Annotated in this window: 18 protein-coding genes and 1 riboswitch; of the genes, 7 read left to right on the top strand and 11 right to left on the bottom strand. The window is 69.0% G+C overall.

Going from position 1 to position 18,816, the window contains the following annotated elements:
* The first annotated feature begins 99 nt into the window (after positions 1-99).
* From GFH49_RS16545 to GFH49_RS16520, 6 genes are all read left to right on the top strand, one after another.
* On the top strand, positions 100-627 hold the full coding sequence (locus tag GFH49_RS16545; RefSeq protein WP_155056653.1) for a hypothetical protein: 528 nt from the start codon (positions 100-102) through the stop codon (positions 625-627).
* Between the two features lie 158 nt (positions 628-785).
* Positions 786-1,181, top strand: a complete 396-nt coding sequence (locus GFH49_RS16540; protein ID WP_196218020.1) for a TOBE domain-containing protein — start codon at positions 786-788, stop codon at positions 1,179-1,181.
* A 177-nt stretch (positions 1,182-1,358) separates the two neighbouring features.
* Positions 1,359-2,177 (top strand): molybdate ABC transporter substrate-binding protein, encoded by an 819-nt coding sequence (modA, locus tag GFH49_RS16535; RefSeq protein WP_155056651.1) that lies wholly within the window; start codon positions 1,359-1,361, stop codon positions 2,175-2,177.
* Positions 2,178-2,233: 56 nt separating this feature from the next.
* Positions 2,234-3,007 carry a molybdate ABC transporter permease subunit gene (gene modB / locus GFH49_RS16530; protein ID WP_230396337.1) on the top strand — a complete coding sequence of 258 codons (774 nt, stop codon included), beginning with the start codon at positions 2,234-2,236 and terminating at the stop codon, positions 3,005-3,007.
* Between the two features lie 176 nt (positions 3,008-3,183).
* A complete protein-coding gene (locus tag GFH49_RS16525) occupies positions 3,184-4,275 on the top strand; it encodes an ABC transporter ATP-binding protein (RefSeq protein ID WP_155056752.1) in 1,092 nt (363 codons plus the stop codon).
* A gap of 27 nt (positions 4,276-4,302) precedes the next feature.
* On the top strand, positions 4,303-4,722 hold the full coding sequence (locus GFH49_RS16520) for a TOBE domain-containing protein (RefSeq protein WP_155056649.1): 420 nt from the start codon (positions 4,303-4,305) through the stop codon (positions 4,720-4,722).
* 51 nt (positions 4,723-4,773) lie between these two features.
* Here GFH49_RS16520 and gcvP read toward each other — a convergent pair whose 3' ends face one another.
* Positions 4,774-7,659: an aminomethyl-transferring glycine dehydrogenase gene (gcvP, locus tag GFH49_RS16515; protein ID WP_155056648.1), complete on the bottom strand. Its 2,886-nt coding sequence runs from the start codon at positions 7,657-7,659 to the stop codon at positions 4,774-4,776.
* A 175-nt stretch (positions 7,660-7,834) separates the two neighbouring features.
* A riboswitch (glycine riboswitch) is annotated at positions 7,835-7,930 on the bottom strand.
* Positions 7,931-8,043: 113 nt separating this feature from the next.
* Between gcvP and GFH49_RS16510 the strand changes: the two genes are divergently transcribed.
* Positions 8,044-8,415: a PRC-barrel domain-containing protein gene (locus tag GFH49_RS16510; protein WP_196218019.1), complete on the top strand. Its 372-nt coding sequence runs from the start codon at positions 8,044-8,046 to the stop codon at positions 8,413-8,415.
* Here GFH49_RS16510 and GFH49_RS16505 read toward each other — a convergent pair.
* From GFH49_RS16505 to clsA, 10 genes are all read right to left on the bottom strand, one after another.
* Positions 8,337-9,866 (bottom strand): DNA polymerase IV, encoded by a 1,530-nt coding sequence (locus GFH49_RS16505; protein ID WP_155056646.1) that lies wholly within the window; start codon positions 9,864-9,866, stop codon positions 8,337-8,339. The genes GFH49_RS16510 and GFH49_RS16505 overlap by 79 nt on opposite strands.
* A gap of 57 nt (positions 9,867-9,923) precedes the next feature.
* Positions 9,924-10,607, bottom strand: coding sequence for a MerR family transcriptional regulator (locus GFH49_RS16500; protein ID WP_196218018.1), 684 nt, complete (start codon positions 10,605-10,607; stop codon positions 9,924-9,926).
* Between the two features lie 258 nt (positions 10,608-10,865).
* Entirely contained in the window at positions 10,866-11,339 is a 474-nt protein-coding gene (locus GFH49_RS16495; RefSeq protein ID WP_004002801.1) for a bifunctional nuclease family protein, read from the bottom strand.
* 85 nt (positions 11,340-11,424) lie between these two features.
* Complete coding sequence (gene ftsR / locus GFH49_RS16490) at positions 11,425-12,162, bottom strand: transcriptional regulator FtsR (RefSeq protein ID WP_155056645.1); 738 nt, start codon at positions 12,160-12,162, stop codon at positions 11,425-11,427.
* A gap of 42 nt (positions 12,163-12,204) precedes the next feature.
* Positions 12,205-13,095, bottom strand: coding sequence for a zinc-ribbon and FHA domain-containing protein (locus GFH49_RS41500; RefSeq protein WP_408055913.1), 891 nt, complete (start codon positions 13,093-13,095; stop codon positions 12,205-12,207).
* A gap of 130 nt (positions 13,096-13,225) precedes the next feature.
* Positions 13,226-14,089: a DUF881 domain-containing protein gene (locus GFH49_RS16480; RefSeq protein ID WP_155056643.1), complete on the bottom strand. Its 864-nt coding sequence runs from the start codon at positions 14,087-14,089 to the stop codon at positions 13,226-13,228.
* A 5-nt stretch (positions 14,090-14,094) separates the two neighbouring features.
* Complete coding sequence (locus GFH49_RS16475; protein ID WP_003988855.1) at positions 14,095-14,427, bottom strand: small basic family protein; 333 nt, start codon at positions 14,425-14,427, stop codon at positions 14,095-14,097.
* Positions 14,424-15,254, bottom strand: coding sequence for a DUF881 domain-containing protein (locus GFH49_RS16470; protein ID WP_230396333.1), 831 nt, complete (start codon positions 15,252-15,254; stop codon positions 14,424-14,426). The genes GFH49_RS16475 and GFH49_RS16470 overlap by 4 nt, the downstream gene beginning before the upstream one ends.
* A gap of 167 nt (positions 15,255-15,421) precedes the next feature.
* Complete coding sequence (locus GFH49_RS16465) at positions 15,422-17,917, bottom strand: mannose-1-phosphate guanyltransferase (RefSeq protein WP_155056641.1); 2,496 nt, start codon at positions 17,915-17,917, stop codon at positions 15,422-15,424.
* Positions 17,918-18,032: 115 nt separating this feature from the next.
* Positions 18,033-18,644, bottom strand: a complete 612-nt coding sequence (clsA, locus tag GFH49_RS16460; protein WP_155056640.1) for a cardiolipin synthase ClsA — start codon at positions 18,642-18,644, stop codon at positions 18,033-18,035.
* Positions 18,645-18,816: the final 172 nt, after the last annotated feature.

The following is an 18,816-nucleotide window of genomic DNA, read 5'->3' as shown; positions in this document are numbered from 1 at the left end:
GCTGCCGGGCGCTGCGATCGCGTCAAAATGCGGTCGTACGGCGCCAGGACCACGTCAACGACACCGCGGCCGTACGACCGGGGACCTACCGTCAGCCCCATGCGACCGAACGGACCGCCCAGCCCGGCCGCCGACCGCCACTGGCGCGGAAACGTCCGGTTCGCGGCAGCGTGTGCCCTCGCCTTCGGCGCGATGGCCGTGGCTGTCGACTGGGACGCGCACACGCTCAACCCGCCGCGCACCCTGCTGTGGCTCACGCTGGCGGCCACGGTCTTCGCGGTCCTGCTCCCCCAGCGCGTCACAGCGGGCCCCGGCTGGCTCACGGCCCGCGGCCCCTTGACAAGGCACACGGTCCACACGGACGCGCTGGTGGCCGTACGGCAGTACGGCGACGTCTCCGCGCACCTGATCCTGCGCGACGCCCACGGTCACCGCCTGGAACTCGATCCCCGCGTCCTGATCGCCAACCCGCTCATCTGGCACGAACTCGACACCGGCGTCCGGCGCTCCCTCGAATGCGGCACGCTGTCCCGGAACTCCAAGGACTCGGACGTCCTGGGCCGACTCCGGCACCGTATCGACGACGAGACGGCGCAGGCCGTACTCAGGGCTTCGGGGATTTCCTGAGGATCCCCCGCCGCGGCGGACGCACCACGCACTCCATCCGACGCGGTACGCCCCACCCGTCGTCGCGCCGGGTGCCCGCCTCCCCCGCCGCCCGATCCGCACGACATCCTCCAACCCCACGTCCACCACCACCCGCTCCCCGCCCTATCGTGACCGGCATGCAGTCCTACACGATCGGCCAGGCGGCTCGGCTGCTCGGCGTGAGCCCGGACACCGCACGCCGCTGGGCGGACGCGGGCCGGATGGCGACCCATCGCGACGACAGCGGGCGGAGGCTCATCGACGGACGGGATCTGGCAGCGTTCTCGGTCGAACTCGCGAAGGCGGGGACCGGCGACGAGGAGACCCCGTACACCTCGGTCCGCAACGCGTTCCCCGGCATCGTCACCGCGATCAAACTCGGCGACGTCGCCGCCCAGGTCGAGATCCAGGCCGGCCCGCACCGACTCGTCTCCCTGCTCACCCGCGAGGCCGTCGAGGAACTGGGCCTGGAGGTCGGCATGGAGGCCACGGCCCGCGTGAAGTCGACGAACGTGCACATCGACCGCGCCTGAGCACAGCCGGACCTCCGCACATACGAACATCAACACCCACTCTTCCCCGCTCATGCCATGCGACAGGGGACTTACGCCTCGCATATGCGCCAGTATGATGATCGACGCATCGGAAGAGCCCGGGGGCCCTTCGGAACCCCGAACCCTTCCCCGGGAGACAGAGGGAGTGGACCCGTGATGACCCGTTCCGCGCGCCGGACCCGCCGTACCCCGCAGGTGGCCGTCGCAGGAGCCGCCTTGCTGCTGGCTCTGACCGCGTGTTCCTCCTCGTCCGATTCGGAAGCCGATTCCGGCCCCTCGTCATCGGGGTCGCCGAAGCTGTCCGGCACCGTCACCGTCTTCGCCGCCGCCTCCCTCCAGGAGAGCTTCACGGCCCTGGGCAAGGAGTTCGAGAAGGAGCACCCGGGCACGAAGGTCACCTTCAGCTTCGGCGGCAGCGACAGCCTCGCCGCGAGCATCACGGGCGGCGCACCGGCCGACGTCTTCGCCGCGGCCAGCCCCAAGACGATGGCGATCGTCACGGACGCGAAGGCCGCGGTCGGCAGCCCGTCCACCTTCGTCCGCAACCAGCTGGAGATCGCCACTTTGCCGGGCAACCCCGACAAGATCGCCTCGCTCAAGGACCTCACCAAGTCCGGCCTGAAGGTGGTCCTGTGCGACAAGTCGGTGCCGTGCGGCGCCGCCGCGGAGAAGGCCCTGCAGGCCAGCGATCTGAAGCTCACCCCCGTTTCGTACGAGCAGGACGTGAAGAGCGCCCTGACGAAGGTCGAGCTGAAGGAGGCGGACGCCGCCGTCGTCTACAAGACCGATGTGAAGGCGGCGGGTGACAAGGTGGAGGGCGTGGACTTCCCCGAGTCGGCCGAGGCCGTCAACGACTACCCGATCACCCGCCTCAAGGACGCCCCCAACCCCGACGCGGCGAGGGCGTTCATGGAGCTGGTGAAGTCCGCCGCGGGCCAGCGTGTCCTGACCGAGGCCGGGTTCCTCAAGCCGTGAGCGGACAGGCCGAGACGATCAAGGGCGGGCGCGACCGTACGCGCACCCGCACCCGCATGGTGCCGCTTCCCCTGCTGGTCCCGGCCCTCCTCGGTCTGGCGTTCCTGCTGCTCCCCCTCGTCGCCCTGCTCATACGGGCGCCCTGGCGCACCCTGCCCGAGCAGCTGACCAGCGCCGAGGTGTGGGAGGCGCTGCGCCTGTCGCTGGTGTGCGCCACGGCGGCGACGGCGCTGAGCCTGGTCATCGGCGTTCCACTGGCCTGGCTGCTGGCCCGCACGGACTTCCCCGGCCGCGGCCTGGTCCGCGCGCTGGTCACCCTGCCGCTCGTCCTGCCCCCGGTGGTGGGCGGCGTGGCCCTGCTGATGGCGCTCGGCCGCAACGGCGTGGCCGGTCAATGGCTGGACGAGTGGTTCGGCATCACGCTCCCCTTCACCACCACCGGCGTGGTCCTGGCGGAGACCTTCGTGGCGATGCCGTTCCTGGTGATCAGCGTCGAGGGCACCCTCAGGGCGGCCGACCCCCGCTACGAGGAGGCAGCCACCACACTCGGCGCCTCCCGCTTCACGGCGTTCCGCAGGGTCACCCTGCCCCTCATCGCCCCGGGCATCGCGGCGGGTTCCGTGCTGGCCTGGGCCCGGGCACTCGGCGAGTTCGGCGCGACCATCACCTTCGCGGGCAACTTTCCCGGCCGCACCCAGACCATGCCCCTCGCGGTCTACCTGGCCCTCCAAAACGACCCAGCAGCGGCAATCGCCCTCAGCCTGGTCCTCCTCACCGTCTCCATCGCAGTCCTGGCCGGCCTACGGGACCGCTGGATGACACCATCATGACCCCGCCGCAGCTGCGGGCAGTCGTGCCGCTGGGGCGGCACGGGTGGGCGCAGCGGCACCCCGCCGGCGCGGGCAAGCAAAACCCACCCCCCACCCCCCGGCACCCGCACCCGCACCCGCACCCGCACCATCACGAAAACTCCCCGCACCACACCCACCCCTCGGACGTGCACCCCATGACCGACCTCGACAGCACACCCCCCGACCAGCTCACCCATCGCACGCACACCGACGGCCTTGACGCCCACCTCGTCGTCACCCGCGGCCCCTTCCACCTGGACATCACCCTCACCGCCGCCCCCGGCGAGGTAGTCGCCCTGCTCGGCCCGAACGGCGCAGGCAAGACCACCGCCCTCCGCGCCCTCGCCGGCCTCACCCCCCTCACCGCCGGCCATCTCCACCTGGACGGCACCGAGTTGCACCACACGCCCCCGGAATCCCGCCCGGTCGGCGTCGTCTTCCAGGACTACCTCCTCTTCCCCCACCTCACCGCCCTGGACAACGTCGCCTTTGGCCCCCGCTGCCAAGGCGCCACGAAGCCCGCGGCCCGCGCACAGGCGGCCGAGTGGCTGGACCGCATGGGCCTCACCGCACACGCCACCGCCAAGCCCCGCAACCTCTCCGGCGGCCAGGCCCAGCGCGTCGCCCTCGCCCGGGCCCTCGCCACCCGCCCCCGCCTGCTGCTCCTCGACGAACCCCTCGCCGCCCTGGACGCCCGTACCCGCCTCGAAGTCCGTGCCCAACTCCGCCGCCACCTGGCCGACTTCGAGGCAGTCGCCGTCCTGGTCACCCATGACCCGCTGGACGCCATGGTGCTGGCCGACCGGCTGGTCGTGATCGAGCACGGCCGAATCGTCCAGGAGGGGACCCCGTCCGACATCGCCCGCCGCCCCCGTACGGACTACATCGCGCAACTGGTCGGCCTGAACCTCTACAAGGGACAGGCGGCGGGCCACACGGTCCAGCTCGACAGCGGCCCCGCCATCACCACGACGGAAGACCTGGCCGGCCCGGTCTTCGTCGCCTTCCCGCCCAGCGCGGTCACGCTGCACCGCGACCGCCCCACCGGCTCCAGCGCCCGCAACCTGTGGCGCTGCGAGGTGGCCGGCCTGGAAACCCACGCCGACCAGATCCGCGCGGACCTCACCGGCGAACTCCCGCTCGCCGCCGATCTCACCACGGTCGCCGCCGCCGAACTCGATCTGCACCCGGGCGCCGCCGTGTGGGCAACGGTCAAGGCGACGCAGACACATGCATACCCGGCATAAGCCCCCCGGGGCCCTAGGTTGATGCCCATGACCCTGAGCATCCGCAACCAGCTCCCCGGCACCGTCGTCACCGTCACGCCAGGCGAGGTGATGGCCACCGTCGGCGTCCGCCTCACCGGCGGCCACACCCTCACCGCGGCGATCACCCTGGAAGCCGTGACCGACCTCGGCCTCGCCCCGGGCTCCGCCGTACACGCCCTCGCGAAGTCGACGGAAGTCTCCCTGGCCACCGCCCCGGTCGAGGGCCTGTCCATCCGCAACCAGCTCCCCGGCATGGTCACCGACATCGCCACCGGCAACGCGATGGCCACCGTGAAGATCGGCGTCGAGGGCGGCGAACTGACCGCCGCGATCACCAAGGACGCCGCCGCGGAACTGGCCCTGTCACCCGGCACGCCGGTGGTCGCCTTGATCAAGTCGACCGAGGTCTCACTGGCGACCGCATGACGAATCGGGGGGCGCCGCCACGACCGGCGGAGCCCCCCGACGACGTACGGCTCAGTCCTCGTACGCGTCCAGCGGCGGGCAGGAGCACACCAGGTTCCGGTCACCGAAGGCCTGGTCGATCCGGCGCACCGGCGGCCAGTACTTCCCGGACGCCGAGACGCCCTCCGGGAAGACGGCCTCCTCGCGCGTGTACGCGTGCTTCCACTCCCCGCCCAGCGCGCTGGCGGTGTGCGGCGCGTTCCGCAGCGGGTTGTCGTCGGCGGGCCACTCGCCCGAACCGACCTTCTCGATCTCCGCCCGTATGGCGATCATCGCCTCGCAGAACCGGTCGAGTTCGGTCAGGTCCTCGGACTCGGTCGGCTCGATCATCAGCGTCCCGGCCACCGGGAACGACATCGTCGGCGCGTGGAATCCGTAGTCGATCAGCCGCTTGGCGACATCGTCGACCGTCACCCCGGTCGCCTTGGTCAGCGGCCGCAGATCGATGATGCACTCGTGCGCGACCAGCCCGCCGGGACCGGTGTAGAGCACCGGGTAGTGCGGTTCGAGCCGCTTGGCGATGTAGTTGGCGCTGAGCACCGCCACCTGCGTGGCCCGCTTGAGCCCTTCGCCGCCCATGAGCCGGACGTACGCCCACGAGATCGGCAGGATCCCCGCGGAACCCCAGGGCGCGGCCGAGATCGGCCCGACACCCGTCTCCGGACCGGCGGCAGGCTGCAGCGGGTGGTTCGGCAGATACGGCGCCAGGTGCGCACGCACACCGACGGGACCGACGCCCGGACCGCCACCACCGTGCGGAATGCAGAAGGTCTTGTGCAGATTCAGATGCGAGACGTCACCGCCGAAGTGCCCCGGCTTGGCAAGCCCCACAAGGGCGTTGAGGTTGGCGCCGTCGACGTACACCTGGCCGCCCGCCTCATGCACCTGCGCGCAGATGTCGGCGACGTGCTCCTCGAACACACCATGCGTCGACGGGTACGTGATCATCAGCACCGACAGCTCGTCGCGGTACCGCTCGATCTTCGCCCGCAGATCCGCCACGTCGATCTCGCCGTCCTCGGCGGTCTTCACGACGACGACCCTCATCCCGGCCATGACGGCGCTGGCGGCGTTGGTCCCGTGTGCCGAGGACGGAATGAGGCACACGGTCCGCTGCTCGTCCCCGTTGGCCCGGTGGTATCCGCGTACGGCGAGCAGCCCGGCGAACTCGCCCTGCGAACCGGCGTTGGGCTGCAGCGACACCTTGTCGTACCCGGTGACCTCGGCGAGCCGCTCCTCCAGCTCACGGATGAGCGTGAGGTAGCCCTGCGCCTGCTCGGCGGGCGCGAAGGGGTGCAGCTGCCCGAACTCGGGCCAGGTGACCGGCTCCATCTCGGTCGTTGCGTTGAGCTTCATGGTGCAGGAACCCAGCGGGATCATGCCGCGGTCCAGCGCGTAGTCCCGGTCGGCGAGCCGGCGCAGATAGCGCAGCATCGCGGTCTCGGAGCGGTGCTGGTGGAAGACCGGGTGGGTCAGATACTCGTCGGCGCGCAGCAGCGCCTCCGGCAGCGAGTCATCCGTCGCGGAGTCCAGCGCCTCGATATCGGCCTCGACCCCGAACGTGGTCCATACGGCGGCCAGTTGGGCCCGGTTCGTGGTCTCGTCGCAGGCGATCGACACGAGGTCGGCGTCCACGAGCCGCAGATTGACCCCGTGTTCGCGCGCGGCGGCGACGACCTCGGCGGCCCGGCCCGGAACCCGCACGCTGACGGTGTCGAAGTACGCGCCGTGGACGACCTCGGCACCGCCGCTCCTGAGCCCCTCGGCGAGGATCGAGGCGTACCGGTGCGTCCGGCGGGCGATGACCTTCAGCCCCTCGGGACCGTGATAGACGGCGTACATCCCGGCCATCACGGCGAGCAGCACCTGCGCGGTGCAGATGTTGCTGGTCGCCTTCTCACGCCGGATGTGCTGCTCACGCGTCTGCAGCGCGAGCCGGTAGGCCTTGTGCCCGTCCGCGTCGACGGACACGCCCACCAGCCGTCCGGGCAGGCTGCGCGCGAACTTCTCGTGTACGGCCATGTATCCGGCGTGCGGCCCGCCGAAGCCCATCGGCACACCGAACCGCTGCGTCGTACCGATCGCGATGTCGGCGCCCAGCTCACCCGGCGACTTCAGCAGCGTCAGCGCGAGCAGATCGGCGGCGACGGTGACGAGCACGCCCAGCTCGTGCGCCTGGTCGATGACCGGCTTGATGTCGCGTACGGCACCGGAGGCGCCCGGATACTGGATCAGCACGCCGTTGATCTCACGCTCGGCCAGCCCGGCCGGGATGCCCTCGCTGAGGTCGGCGACGACGACGTCGACGCCGACCGGCTCGGCCCGGGTCTCGATCACGGCGACGGTCTGCGGCAGCGTGTCCGCGTCGACCAGGAACAGGCCCTTCTTGTTCTTGCCCATCCGCCGGGACAGGGCCATCGCCTCGGCGGCGGCCGTGCCCTCGTCGAGCAGCGAGGCACCGGAGGTCGGCAGCCCGGTGAGGTCGGCGACCATGGTCTGGAAGTTCAGCAGCGCCTCCAGCCGCCCCTGGGAGATCTCCGGCTGGTACGGCGTGTAGGCCGTGTACCAGGCCGGGTTCTCCATCACGTTGCGCAGGATCACGGGCGGCGTGAAGGTCCCGTAGTACCCGAGTCCGATCATGGAGCCGAGCACCTGGTTACGGTCGGCCAGCGTGCGCAGCTCGGCCAGCACCTCGGCCTCGGTGCGCGCGCCCGGCAGCTCAAGGTCGTCGGTGTTCTTGATCACATCCGGCACCGCGGCGGCGGTCAGCTCGTCGAGGGAGCCGTAGCCCACCTGCGCGAGCATCTTGGCCCGCGCCTCCTGGTCGGGCCCGATGTGGCGCTGCTCGAAGGGGGTGCCCTGTTCGAGCTCGGAGAGCGGAATGCGATGGGCGGTCATTGCGGAGGCCTCCTGGTCTGACGCGACCTTCGAGGGGCACCAAGGCGCTGGTGCCCGGACGGCCTCCCCCTCTGTCATCTCAACCTGAGAGCTTCACCGGCCGCCCGCGGGCTTCCGGCTTTCACCGTCGGTGAGAGCGGAAGCCGTCGACACCCGCCCTGCTTTCCAGAGTGACCTCGTCCGTGCGGTACGTGAGCCTGAGAGATTCCGGGGAGGATTTGCTCCTTCGGCGCCTCCGGTGGTGTCCGGAGGACTCTCCCGCACGGGGTCAGCAGCCGCTGCCAGCGTACCAGCGAGGTCAGCGCCGGAACCTTCGAGTGGCCACCTTGGTGAATCTGCTCTTTTGTAGTGCTTACGGATGAGTTGCCACCATTTGGAGGGCCCGTGCAGACCGACATCGATCCGCGCAACCTGATCGGCCGCAAGGCGTTCGACCGCAGTGGCACCAAGATCGGCACCATCGACGAGGTCTACCTCGACGACGCCACCGGAGTGCCGGAGTGGGCGGCCATACGCACCGGCCTGTTCAGCAGGGACGCCTTCGTCCCACTGGAGCCCAGCGAACTGGTCGAGGGGGCCCTGCACGTGCCCTTCGAGCGCGCCCTGATCAAGGACGCCCCCGACTTCGGCGTCGGCCGCCACCTCTCACCGGAGCAGGAACTCCAGCTCTACCACCACTACGGCCTCGACGTTGCCCCACCGCCCTCGCTCCCGGACCGCGACTTCGGCAAACTGGCCGGCACGGACGACGCCTGAACCGGTGTCACCACGGGCTCTTCCGGCACCCCGGGTCCGTCGGACGCCTCGGGCTCGTTGGACGCCTCGGGCTCGTTGGACGCCTCGGACTCTTCGGGTCTTCGCGGCACAAGCGGCAGGAGTGGCACAAGCGGCAGCGCATCCGCCGGCTCCAGCTCGGGATCGTCGACCCGGAAGGTCCGGACCCTCCCGGGCTCGGAGTCGGGCGTCTCAAACCGCACGGTGACCCGCCCGAGCCCACTGCCCTGCACCCATCCGTGCCCGTACCCGGCATGCCGTACGTCGTGCCCCGCCGGCCACCGCCGCTCCACGGGCGCCGACTGCGCCTCGGCCGGTTCGCCGGGCGAAGGCTCCTCCACCTCGCTCTCCGCGTGCTCCCCCGCCGCCTGCGCGAACAGGTCCTCCTGCGTGTAGTCGGCGAGCCCGCTGACGCCCACCCCCAGCAGCCGCACCCCACCCGTGGTGTCCACGGACTCCAGCAGCCGGGCCGCCGCCTCCCGCACCACCGCCGGATCGTCCGTGGGCCCGCGCAGCGTCTCCGACCGCGTCAGTGTGGAGAAGTCGTACCTCCGCACCTTCAGCACGATGGTCCGCCCGGACAGCCCCGCCCCGCGCAACCGCCGCACACACCGGTCGGCGAGCCGCTGCACCTCCAGACCCACCCGAATCCGGTCGTGGATGTCCACGTCATAGGTGTCCTCGACCGACACCGACTTGGTCTCCCGCTCGGCGACCACAGGCCGGTCGTCGTGCGCCAGCGCCATGGCGTACAGCGCGTGGCCATGAGCGTTGCCCAGCAGTCTTACGAGCTCGTCCTCACCCGCCTCGGCGATCTCGCCGACCGTGGTGATCCCGGCCCGCCGCAGATGGTCGCCCGTCGCCGGTCCGACCCCCGGCAGCGTCCGCACCGACATGGGCCCGAGCAGCGCCCGCTCGGTCCCCGGCTCGATCAGCACCAGACCGTCGGGCTTGGCCTGCTCCGAGGCGATCTTCGCGAGCATCTTGGAGGCGGCGAGTCCGACCGACCCGGTGAGCCCGGTGACGGCCCGTATGTCGGCCCGCAGCTTCCCGCCGGCCAGCCGCGCCGACGCCTCGTCCCAAGCCGCTCCACCGGCCTCCAGATCGACGAACGCCTCATCCAGGCTCAGCGGCTCCACCAGCGGCGACAAGGCCCGCAGCAACCCCATCACCTGCTCACTGATCGACCGATAGAACCCGAACCGCGGCACGAGATACGCGGCGTTCGGCGCGAGGCGGCGGGCCTGCGCCATGGGCATCGCCGAGTGAACCCCGAAGACGCGCGCCTCGTACGAACACGTCGCCACCACACCGCGAGGCCCGAGCCCGCCCACGATGACGGCCTTCCCGCGCAGGCTCGGCTTGGACGCCTGCTCCGCCGAGGCGAAGAAGGCATCCATGTCGAGATGCAGGATCGTGGGCGCTTTTCTCACATGTCCGATGCTGCCCTACGCCACTGACAATGCCCCCGAACCGCTGTGGAGCGGAGCTCAGACCGCCCGGTTCCGCCGCCGCGCCAGCTCGTCGGCGGGATTGAGCCCGACGAGCGTCTCGCCGGTGTCGATCCGCTCCCCGTGCAGCTGCGAGAGCGCGCTCTCGACGTCCCGCCACACGACGCCCACGGCGATTCCGAAGATGCCCTGGCCACCCTGGAGCAGCGCGTGCACCTCGTCGGGCGAGGTGCACTCGTAGACCGTGGCGCCGTCGCTCATCAGCGTCATGCGCTCCAGGTCGCGGAAGCCGCGTTCCCTGAGGTGCAGGACGGCGGTGCGGATGTTCTGCAGCGACACTCCGGTGTCGAGGAAGCGCTTGACGATCTTCAGGACGACAACGTCCCGAAAGCTGTACAGACGCTGTGTCCCGGACCCGTGCGCGGGCCGCACACTCGGCTCGACCAACCCGGTACGCGCCCAGTAGTCGAGTTGCCGGTAGGTGATGCCCGCGGCCGCACAGGCCGTCGGACCGCGGTAGCCGATCTGCTCCGACGCCATGGACGTCGCCCCTCCGCTGCTCGGCACGGCCGCCGGTCGCTGCGGAACGTGATCGGCCGCGCTGCCGTGATGGGGGTCCCCCCAACTCGAACGCAGTTGAGAGCTTGGGGGAGGGTACGGACCGCTCGCCCCCGGACCGCGTCCGGGAGCACCCCCAGCCGTACCGTCGCCGCTGCTTCTCACGCCGACCTCCGTCCTTGACCTGCCCTCTCGACGGTAGGCAGTCACCAGGGGTGCGTCAACGATCGCCACACTCGGCACGCCGAGTGATAATCACCCTAGGAGTGGTTTCCCGTACCCCACCGCGGGGAAAGGCTAGCCGAATGTGCTCTGAGGGGGCGCCCGACGCTCTCATGCGCCCATGGCACATGCCGGCATTTCGCGCCACCGTCTGAGTTCGACCGACCCGGCAGGGGGCTGCGTCCGCAGGACGGCCGCGCCTCACTGGCTGCTGGTGCCGAAGTCCTCGGGCGAGATCTGGTCGAGGAACTCGCGGAACTTCTCCACCTCGTCCTCCTGCTCGTCCGGGATCGCGATGCCCGCGTCGTCGAGCACGCCGTCGCTGCCGTAGATCGGCGTCCCGGTGCGCAGGGCCAGCGCTATGGCATCGGACGGGCGGGCGCTCACCTCGACGCCGCTGGCGAAGACCAGCTCGGCGTAGAAGACGCCCTCACGCAGATCCGTGATGCGCACTTCGGTGAGCTCCTGGCCGACGGCCTCCAGCACGTCCTTGAACAGGTCGTGGGTCAGCGGTCGTGCCGGGGCCATGCCCTGCTGGGCGAAAGCGATGGCCGTCGCCTCCCCCGGCCCGATCCAGATGGGGAGGTAACGGTCGCCTCCCACTTCGCGCAGGAGCACGATCGGTTGGTTGGAGGGCATTTCCACCCGGACACCTACGACATCGAGCTCGTTCACACAGTAACCCTAGGCCGTGCCCGGGACGTTTGGGTAGTCGGGCCGAAAACGGGTGCCGCATCCGAACGCCCGCGGCCCGGACGTCTCAGGGCAACCGCACTCCCAGCGCGGTCTTCACCAGCGCGGCGTGCAGCCTCACCGTGAGCCCCACCAGTTCCTTCGTACGAGCCTCCGCATGTGCCCTGGTCTGCGGATTGCGATGCCGCTTCAGTGGGGCCACCACCTGGTCCACCAGCCCCGCCTCACGGTCCGCGGCGGCCTTCATGACCCGCAGATGGCGCGGCTCGATCCCGAACCGCCCCAGCTCGCAGACGAGCGACGCGACGGTGACCGCCTCCGCGTCGTACGCCCCGTCCGGCAGCGGCGCGATCAGGCCGTACGCCTCCCACTCCGCCAGATCCCGCTCACAGATCTCCGCGGCGGCAAGCAGCTCGGCCCGGCCGATCCGGGCCGCCGTGGGAGCATCGCAGGCCTCGGCCACGGCTTCACCGTCGTGCTGGCGGCTCAGCGCAGGCGGTTGTACGGCCTCTCCGCGGGCTATCGCGTCCAGGTGCTCGCGGATCACCTTGAGGGGCAGATAGTGGTCCCGCTGCATCCTCAGCACATGGCCGAGGCGGTCGACGTCCTCGGCACTGAACTTGCGATACCCCGAGGGGGTCCGCTGCGGCTCGATCAGCCCCTCCGACTCCAGGAAACGGATCTTGGAGATGGTGACTTCCGGAAACTCGTCGCGCAGCACAGTCAGCACCGTGCCGATGCTCATCAGCCCACTGTCCGTGGCGGCGGTACCGGCTCCGGCACCGCCGCTCGGTGTTTGAAGCATGGACCTTCCCTGGGGTCCCCCCGGACGGCGCCCGGGGGAGGGTCAGTAACCCCGCTGGCTCGCGTAGAAGACCAGCCGGTACTTGCCGATCTGCACCTCGTCACCGTTCGACAGGGCGACCTGGTCGATGCGCTCCCGGTTGACATACGTGCCGTTCAGACTGCCCACGTCGGCCACCGTGAACGAGCCGTCGTGGCTGCGCCGGAACTCCACATGCCGCCGGGAGACCGTCACGTCGTCCAGGAAGATGTCGCTCTGCGGGTGCCGCCCGGCGGTGGTCAGGTCGCTGTCCAGGAGGAAGCGGCTGCCGGAGTTCGGCCCACGGCGCACCACCAGCAGCGCCGAGCCCAGCGGCAGGGCGTCCACAGCCGCCTGCGCCTCCGGGGAGAGCATCGGCATCTGAGTCTGGCCGGTGACCTCGGCGTCGTACGCCTCAAGGCCGGAGATGGAGATCGTGGAGGTCGTCTCGGACGGACGCTCGGCTACGGCCCCGGGGCGCAACGGGGCGCCGCAGTTGGAGCAGAACCGGCTGTTCTCCGCATTGCGGTTACCGCACCTCGTACATACCAGGGCCGACATGGACGGATCCTCCTGCCGCGGCTGCCCCGCCGGGGCGTTGGACGCGTACGGGCCGGCGGAGAATCCACCACCCGCACCTGAGGTTGACGGTTGCCCGAAACCTATGCCGCCAGACTGCGCAGGGTCAACAGACGGCACGCCCTGACCTCCCGAAATGTCACCTCCCGGACCAGCTACCTGGTCCCGGAACAGCGGGCGCTGACCTTCCGCGTCAGGCTGCGCACGATGGCGAGCCGTGGCGTTTTCACGACCCTCTCGCGCACTCTTGCCGAACAACTTTGCAAACAACTTCACGGGCGATTCCCCTTGACCGAAACAGACCCGCCCGTGGGGCAGGACGAACCCTGATTGCACTCACCGGTCGATCCGGACATCCTCACAACGTCCGTAACCACCAGACAGTTTCCACCACGCACCACCCATTCGGTGCGCCGACCCCCCGCAACCTCTTGCCCTCGCCGGACGCCCCCCATGCACCGCCGGTTCACCGGGAGGACGACCGAGCGTAGTCAGGCCGATTCGCCGCTCGCAAGGCGTCCACAACGATCTCGCTGGAACGCTCGACCGTCACGGTGGCCTGCTCCTTCTCCAGCTTCTGCACCACGCCTCCTGGAATGTTGAGCGCCGGTTCGAGGTCCTGCGGCTTGCCGATGACCTTGAAACGATAGGGAGCGTTGATCTTGTTCCCCTCGACGCTCACGCTGTTGCCGGAGTCCGTCAGATAGGTGCCGGCGACGACCCGTACGCCGTTCACCTGGATCGCCTCCGCGCCGGCCGCGCGCAGCTCCTGGATCGCGTCGAGCAGCATGTCCGCCTCGACCGTCCCCTTCGTGTCGTCGATGGTCATCGTGATCCCGGGTCCCTGCGCGGCTACCGTGCCCGCCAGGATTCCGAGTTGCCGCTCCTTCTCAAGTGTCTGCTTACGGGCCTCCTCGGCTTGGTCCGAGCTGTTCTCCAACTCGTCGCGCTGCTTCTCAAGCCCCTGCTTCTCGTCCTCAAGACGCTGTGTACGGTCGTCCAGTTCATCGAGGATGCGAACCAGATCTTCCTGACGGGCACCGCGCAGGGCACTGTCGCTGTCGCTGTTGGAGGCGACCTGCACCGCCAGGCCGAAGCCGAGGCCGAACAGCAGCAGAGCGACGATGAGTTGGGCCCGGGTGACGCGCGGCGGCCAGATCCCTTGCACCAGCCGCTGCCGTCCGGTCAACTCGCGCCGCGCCTCAGCGGGGGTGTCCTCAGCCGTCACCGTCTCAGCGGGTTTTTCCTCGGTCTGCACGGCCACCGCGGGAAGTTCTTCGGGGAGTTCCTTGCGCAGCCTGTTCTCCGCCGCCTCGTCCTTGTCGCTCATCGACCTCACGCCCGGAACACATGCCGACGGATCGCGGCGGCGTTGGAGAAGATGCGGATGCCGAGGACCACGACAACGCCGGTGGACAGCTGGGCCCCGACGCCCAGCTTGTCGCCCAGGAAGACGATCAACGCGGCCACGACGACGTTGGACAGGAACGACACGACGAAGACCTTGTCGTCGAAGATGCCGTCGAGCATGGCCCGCAGACCCCCGAAGACGGCGTCGAGCGCCGCCACGACGGCGATCGGCAGGTAAGGCTCGACGACCGCCGGAACCTCCGGCCGGACCAACAGGCCGGCCACGACGCCCACGACGAGGCCCAGTACGGCGATCACGATGTGCCCTTCTCGGTTTTCGGCTGTGCTGTTCGTACGGTCACGCGCGGCGCGGCAGCCAGCCGGAGGTCGTCCTCCACGGAGATGGACGTCCGGATGCCGTAGTTCTCCTGCAAGGCATCCAGATACAGCCCGTCGGCGCTGTTCTGAAACCTGCTGCTCAGCCGGTCCCCGTCCCCGACCGCGAGTACCGTGTACGGCGGCACCAGCGGCTTGTTGTCCACCAGTATCGCGTCGCCGGCGGCCCTGATCGCCGACAGCGCCGTCAGCCGCTGCCCGTTGATGGAGACGGCCTCGGCCCCCGACTCCCACAGCCCGTTCACCACACGCTGCATGTCGCGGTCGCGCACCCGCCCGGTATCGGAGAACCCGGAGGTCTCGCGCGGGTCGCCGTCACCGCCGCTCGACGATTCCTCGGCGTCGTCGACGACCAGCTTCACACCGGGACCGTGCACGTCCGTGGCCCCGGACAGCAAACCCACCAACTCCGCCCGATCACTGCCGCCGCTCTGCTTCAGAGCCTCCCGTTGCCGCGCACTCACTTCGGCGCGCAGCTCGTCGACACTGCCCTCAAGTTCGTCCGCGGCCGTGGTCTCCCGGTCAATGCGGTCGATCAGTTCCTCGCGCTCCTTCGCCACGACAGGAGCCGCGACGCGCGCCTGTACCGCTCCGACGGTCACCACCAGAGCCGCCAGCACCAGTCCGACGGCAAGTCCGAGCTTCGCCCGCAGGGTCTTGGGCATGCCGCCCGCGGCCTCTTTCCGGGCTGCCGCTTCGGCGTACCCCTCATCGAGGCTGTGGTCCATCACGTTGGTGAGCAGCGACATGGAGGCATCCGGACGCGCAGGGCGCGTGGGTGTGCTCCGAACGGGGGGCTGCTGCGGCATGCCGCACATCGTCGCATGTCGCGGCCACTACCTCCGAATGGCCCCACCGGCGTGCCGGACAGGCCCCCTCGGGGAGACTTGTCCGGCACGCGCGCGTGCTGAGCTTTTCAGCGCCCGGCGCTGTCCACGACCGCCGACCACTCGTCGAGCAGGGCCTGCGCGGAGGCGTCGTCGGGGCCCTCCGCCCACAGATGCGTGACTGCCTCGGCCGGGGCTGGCAGGACCATCACCCAGCGCCCGTCTGTCTCCACCACCCGCACACCGTCCGTGGTGTCCACGAAGCGGTCTCCGGCCGCCTCCACGACCCGCCGCATCACCAGGCCCTTGACTGCCCAGGGAGTCGCCAGATCCCGCTTGAGGACATGCGCCCGCGGAATTCGCGCATCGATCTGGCTGAGCGTGAGCTGCGTTCGTGCGACCAGTCCGATCAGGCGCACGAAGGCCGCCGTACCGTCGAAGACACTGCTGAACTCCGGCACGATGAACCCACCTCGGCCGTCCCCGCCGAAGATCGTCGAGTCGTCGTGTCCGACCCGGGTCAGATCGTCGGGCGAGGTGGTCGTCCACTCGACCTGCGTCCCGTGGTACGCCGCCACCTGTTCGGCGATCCTCGTGGTCGTCACCGGCAGCGCCACCCGCCCGCTGCGTCGCTCCGCGGCCACCAGGTCGAGCATGACGAGCAATGCCCGGTCGTCCTCGACGATCCGCCCCTTCTCGTCGACCAGCGAAAGCCGCTCGCCGACGGGATCGAACCGCACCCCGAACGCGGCCCGGGCGGACGCCACGATCTCTCCCAGCCGCACCAGCCCCGACCGCCGTGCATCCGCCGTCTCCGTGGGCCTGGACTCGTCCAGACCGGGATTGATGGTCAGCGAGTCCACGCCCAACTTTCCGAGCAGACTCGGCAGGACGAGCCCGGCACTGCCGTTCGACGCGTCCACGACGACCTTGAGCCCGGACTCGGTGATCCCGGTCGTGTCGACATTCCGCAACAGCGACCCGGTGTATGAGTCGAACACGCTGGCCGGAAAGTGCAGATCACCGATCTCACCCGGGAACGCCCGCCGGTACTCCTGCCGCGCGAACACCCGGTCCAACTTCCGCTGGCTGCCCTGCGAAAGATCGGCGCCCTGCCCGTCGAAGAACATGATGTCCACGGAGTCCGGCACCCCCGGAGTGGTCCGGATCATGATTCCACCGGCACTGCCCCGCGCGGTCTGCTGCCGTGCCACGGGCAGCGGGACGTTCTCCAGGTCTCGTACGTCGATGGCGCTGGCCTGCAACGCGGAGATGACCGCCCGTTTCAGCGCCCGGGCACCACGGGAGTGATCGCGGGCCGTGGTGACCGTGGACCCCTTCTTGAGGGTCGTTGCATAGGCGCCGGCGAGACGCACTGCGAGTTCGGGTGTGATCTCCACGTTCAGGATTCCGGAGACCCCACGAGCACCGAAGAGATGTGCCTGGCCTCTCGACTCCCAGATCACCGAGGTGTTGACGAAGGCACCGGCCTCGATCGTCTTGAAGGGGTAGACGCGAACATTGCCCTGAACAATCGATTCTTCACCGATCAGGCACTCATCGCCGATCACGGCGCCGTCCTCGATCCGGGCCGCACGCATGATGTCGGTGTTCTTGCCGACGACACAGCCACGCAAATTGCTGTGCTGCCCCACGTACACGTTGTCGTGCACAACGGCTTTGTGGAGAAAGGCCCCACTCTTGACGACCACGTTCGAGCCCACGACCGTGTGCTCTCGAATTTCGGCGTCGGCCTCGACTTTGGCATAGTCCCCGATATAAAGAGGACCGCGCAGCACGGCGTCGGAATGCACCTCGGCGCCCTCCGCCACCCACACGCCAGGAGAGATCTCGAAGCCGTCCAGCTCGACGTCGACCTTGCCCTCCAGCACGTCGGCCTGCGCCTTCACATAACTCTCATGGGTGCCGACGTCCTCCCAGTACCCTTCGGCGACATAGCCGAAGACAGGCTTGCCCTCCTTCATCAACTGGGGGAAGACATCGCCGGACCAGTCGACGGGCACATCGGGCTCGACATAGTCGAAAACCTCGGGCTCCATGACATAGATGCCGGTGTTCACGGTGTCCGAGAAGACCTGACCCCAGGTCGGCTTCTCAAGGAACCGCTCGACCCGGCCCTCTTCGTCGACGATGGTGATACCGAATTCCAGCGGATTGGGCACCCGTGTCAGACATACGGTGACCAGCGCGCCCTTCTCCTTGTGGAAACGAATCAGTTCGGTGAGGTCGAAGTCGGTCAGTGCATCGCCGGAGATGACAAGGAAAGCATCGTCCTTCAACGCCTCTTCGGCGTTCTTGACGCTTCCGGCAGTACCGAGTGGCTTCTCCTCGTTGGCATAGGTGAGCTCCATTCCGAGCTCCTCACCATCGCCGAAATAGTTCTTGACCAGCGAAGCCAAAAACTGGACGGTGACGACGGTTTCGGTGAGCCCATGCCTTTTGAGCAGCCGCAGAACATGCTCCATGATCGGGCGGTTGGCCACAGGCAGGAGCGGCTTGGGCATGCTTGAGGTCATGGGACGAAGGCGCGTGCCTTCGCCTCCGGCCATCACGACGGCCTTCATGTCGGAAGCGTCCTCCTCTAAGAGACGACGGTCTAGCCGACTTCACCCGTCCAGATTGTCCCGCACATTTCCGTCGCGGGCCATCGCGGCGCTACGCCCGCCTCAATCCGCGAGTTCAATCGGCCATGGCTGCGTCCGCACGGACCAGACGGCGGACTTGTACCACGTAGAGGACTCCTGCCCACCAGTACAGCGTTGTACCCCATCCAGCGAACGCCCAGCCGAAAATAGCAGCGAGTGACGCGATCCATCCACTTCCGTCACTGAGCAACAGCAGAGGGAAGGCATACATCAAGTTGAACGTCGCCGCCTTGCCCAGGAAGTTCACCTGCGGGGGCGGATAGCCATGGCGCCTGAGGACGCCCACCATGACCAGCAGGATCAACTCTCGCGCCAGAAGTACAGCGGTCAACCAGATAGGCAGAATCTCCCGCCAGGTGAGTCCGACGAGCGTCGAGAGAATGTAGAGCCGGTCCGCAGCGGGATCAAGAAGCCGGCCGAGGCTGCTGATCTGGTTCCACCGGCGGGCGAGCTTGCCGTCCAGGTAGTCACTGATGCCGCTCAGCGCCAGCACCAACAATGCCCAACCATCGCTCTTCGGCCCACCGAACTCAGGCCTGAGGATCAGCCACAGGAAGAGCGGCACACCGACGAGCCGCGACATGCTGAGGATGTTGGGGATGGTGAGGACCCGCTCCGTCTGGATGCGAGTCTCCTGGACCTCCACCCGGGGGCCTCCTGTGGGAAACGTGCCGATGATGCCCCCTGACCTTACCTCAACGCAAAAAAGCTCTGGCTCTTGGGCTCATTGCCCAAGAGCCAGAGCTCTAAAGGAAGTTCGGCGGTGTCCTACTCTCCCACAGGGTCCCCCCTGCAGTACCATCGGCGCTGTAAGGCTT

This window comes from Streptomyces blattellae, assembly GCF_009709555.1.
In the GTDB taxonomy this organism is placed as follows: domain Bacteria; phylum Actinomycetota; class Actinomycetes; order Streptomycetales; family Streptomycetaceae; genus Streptomyces; species Streptomyces blattellae.
Note: the sequence above shows the minus strand (reverse complement) of the source record. Positions and strands in the feature narration are given on the sequence as shown.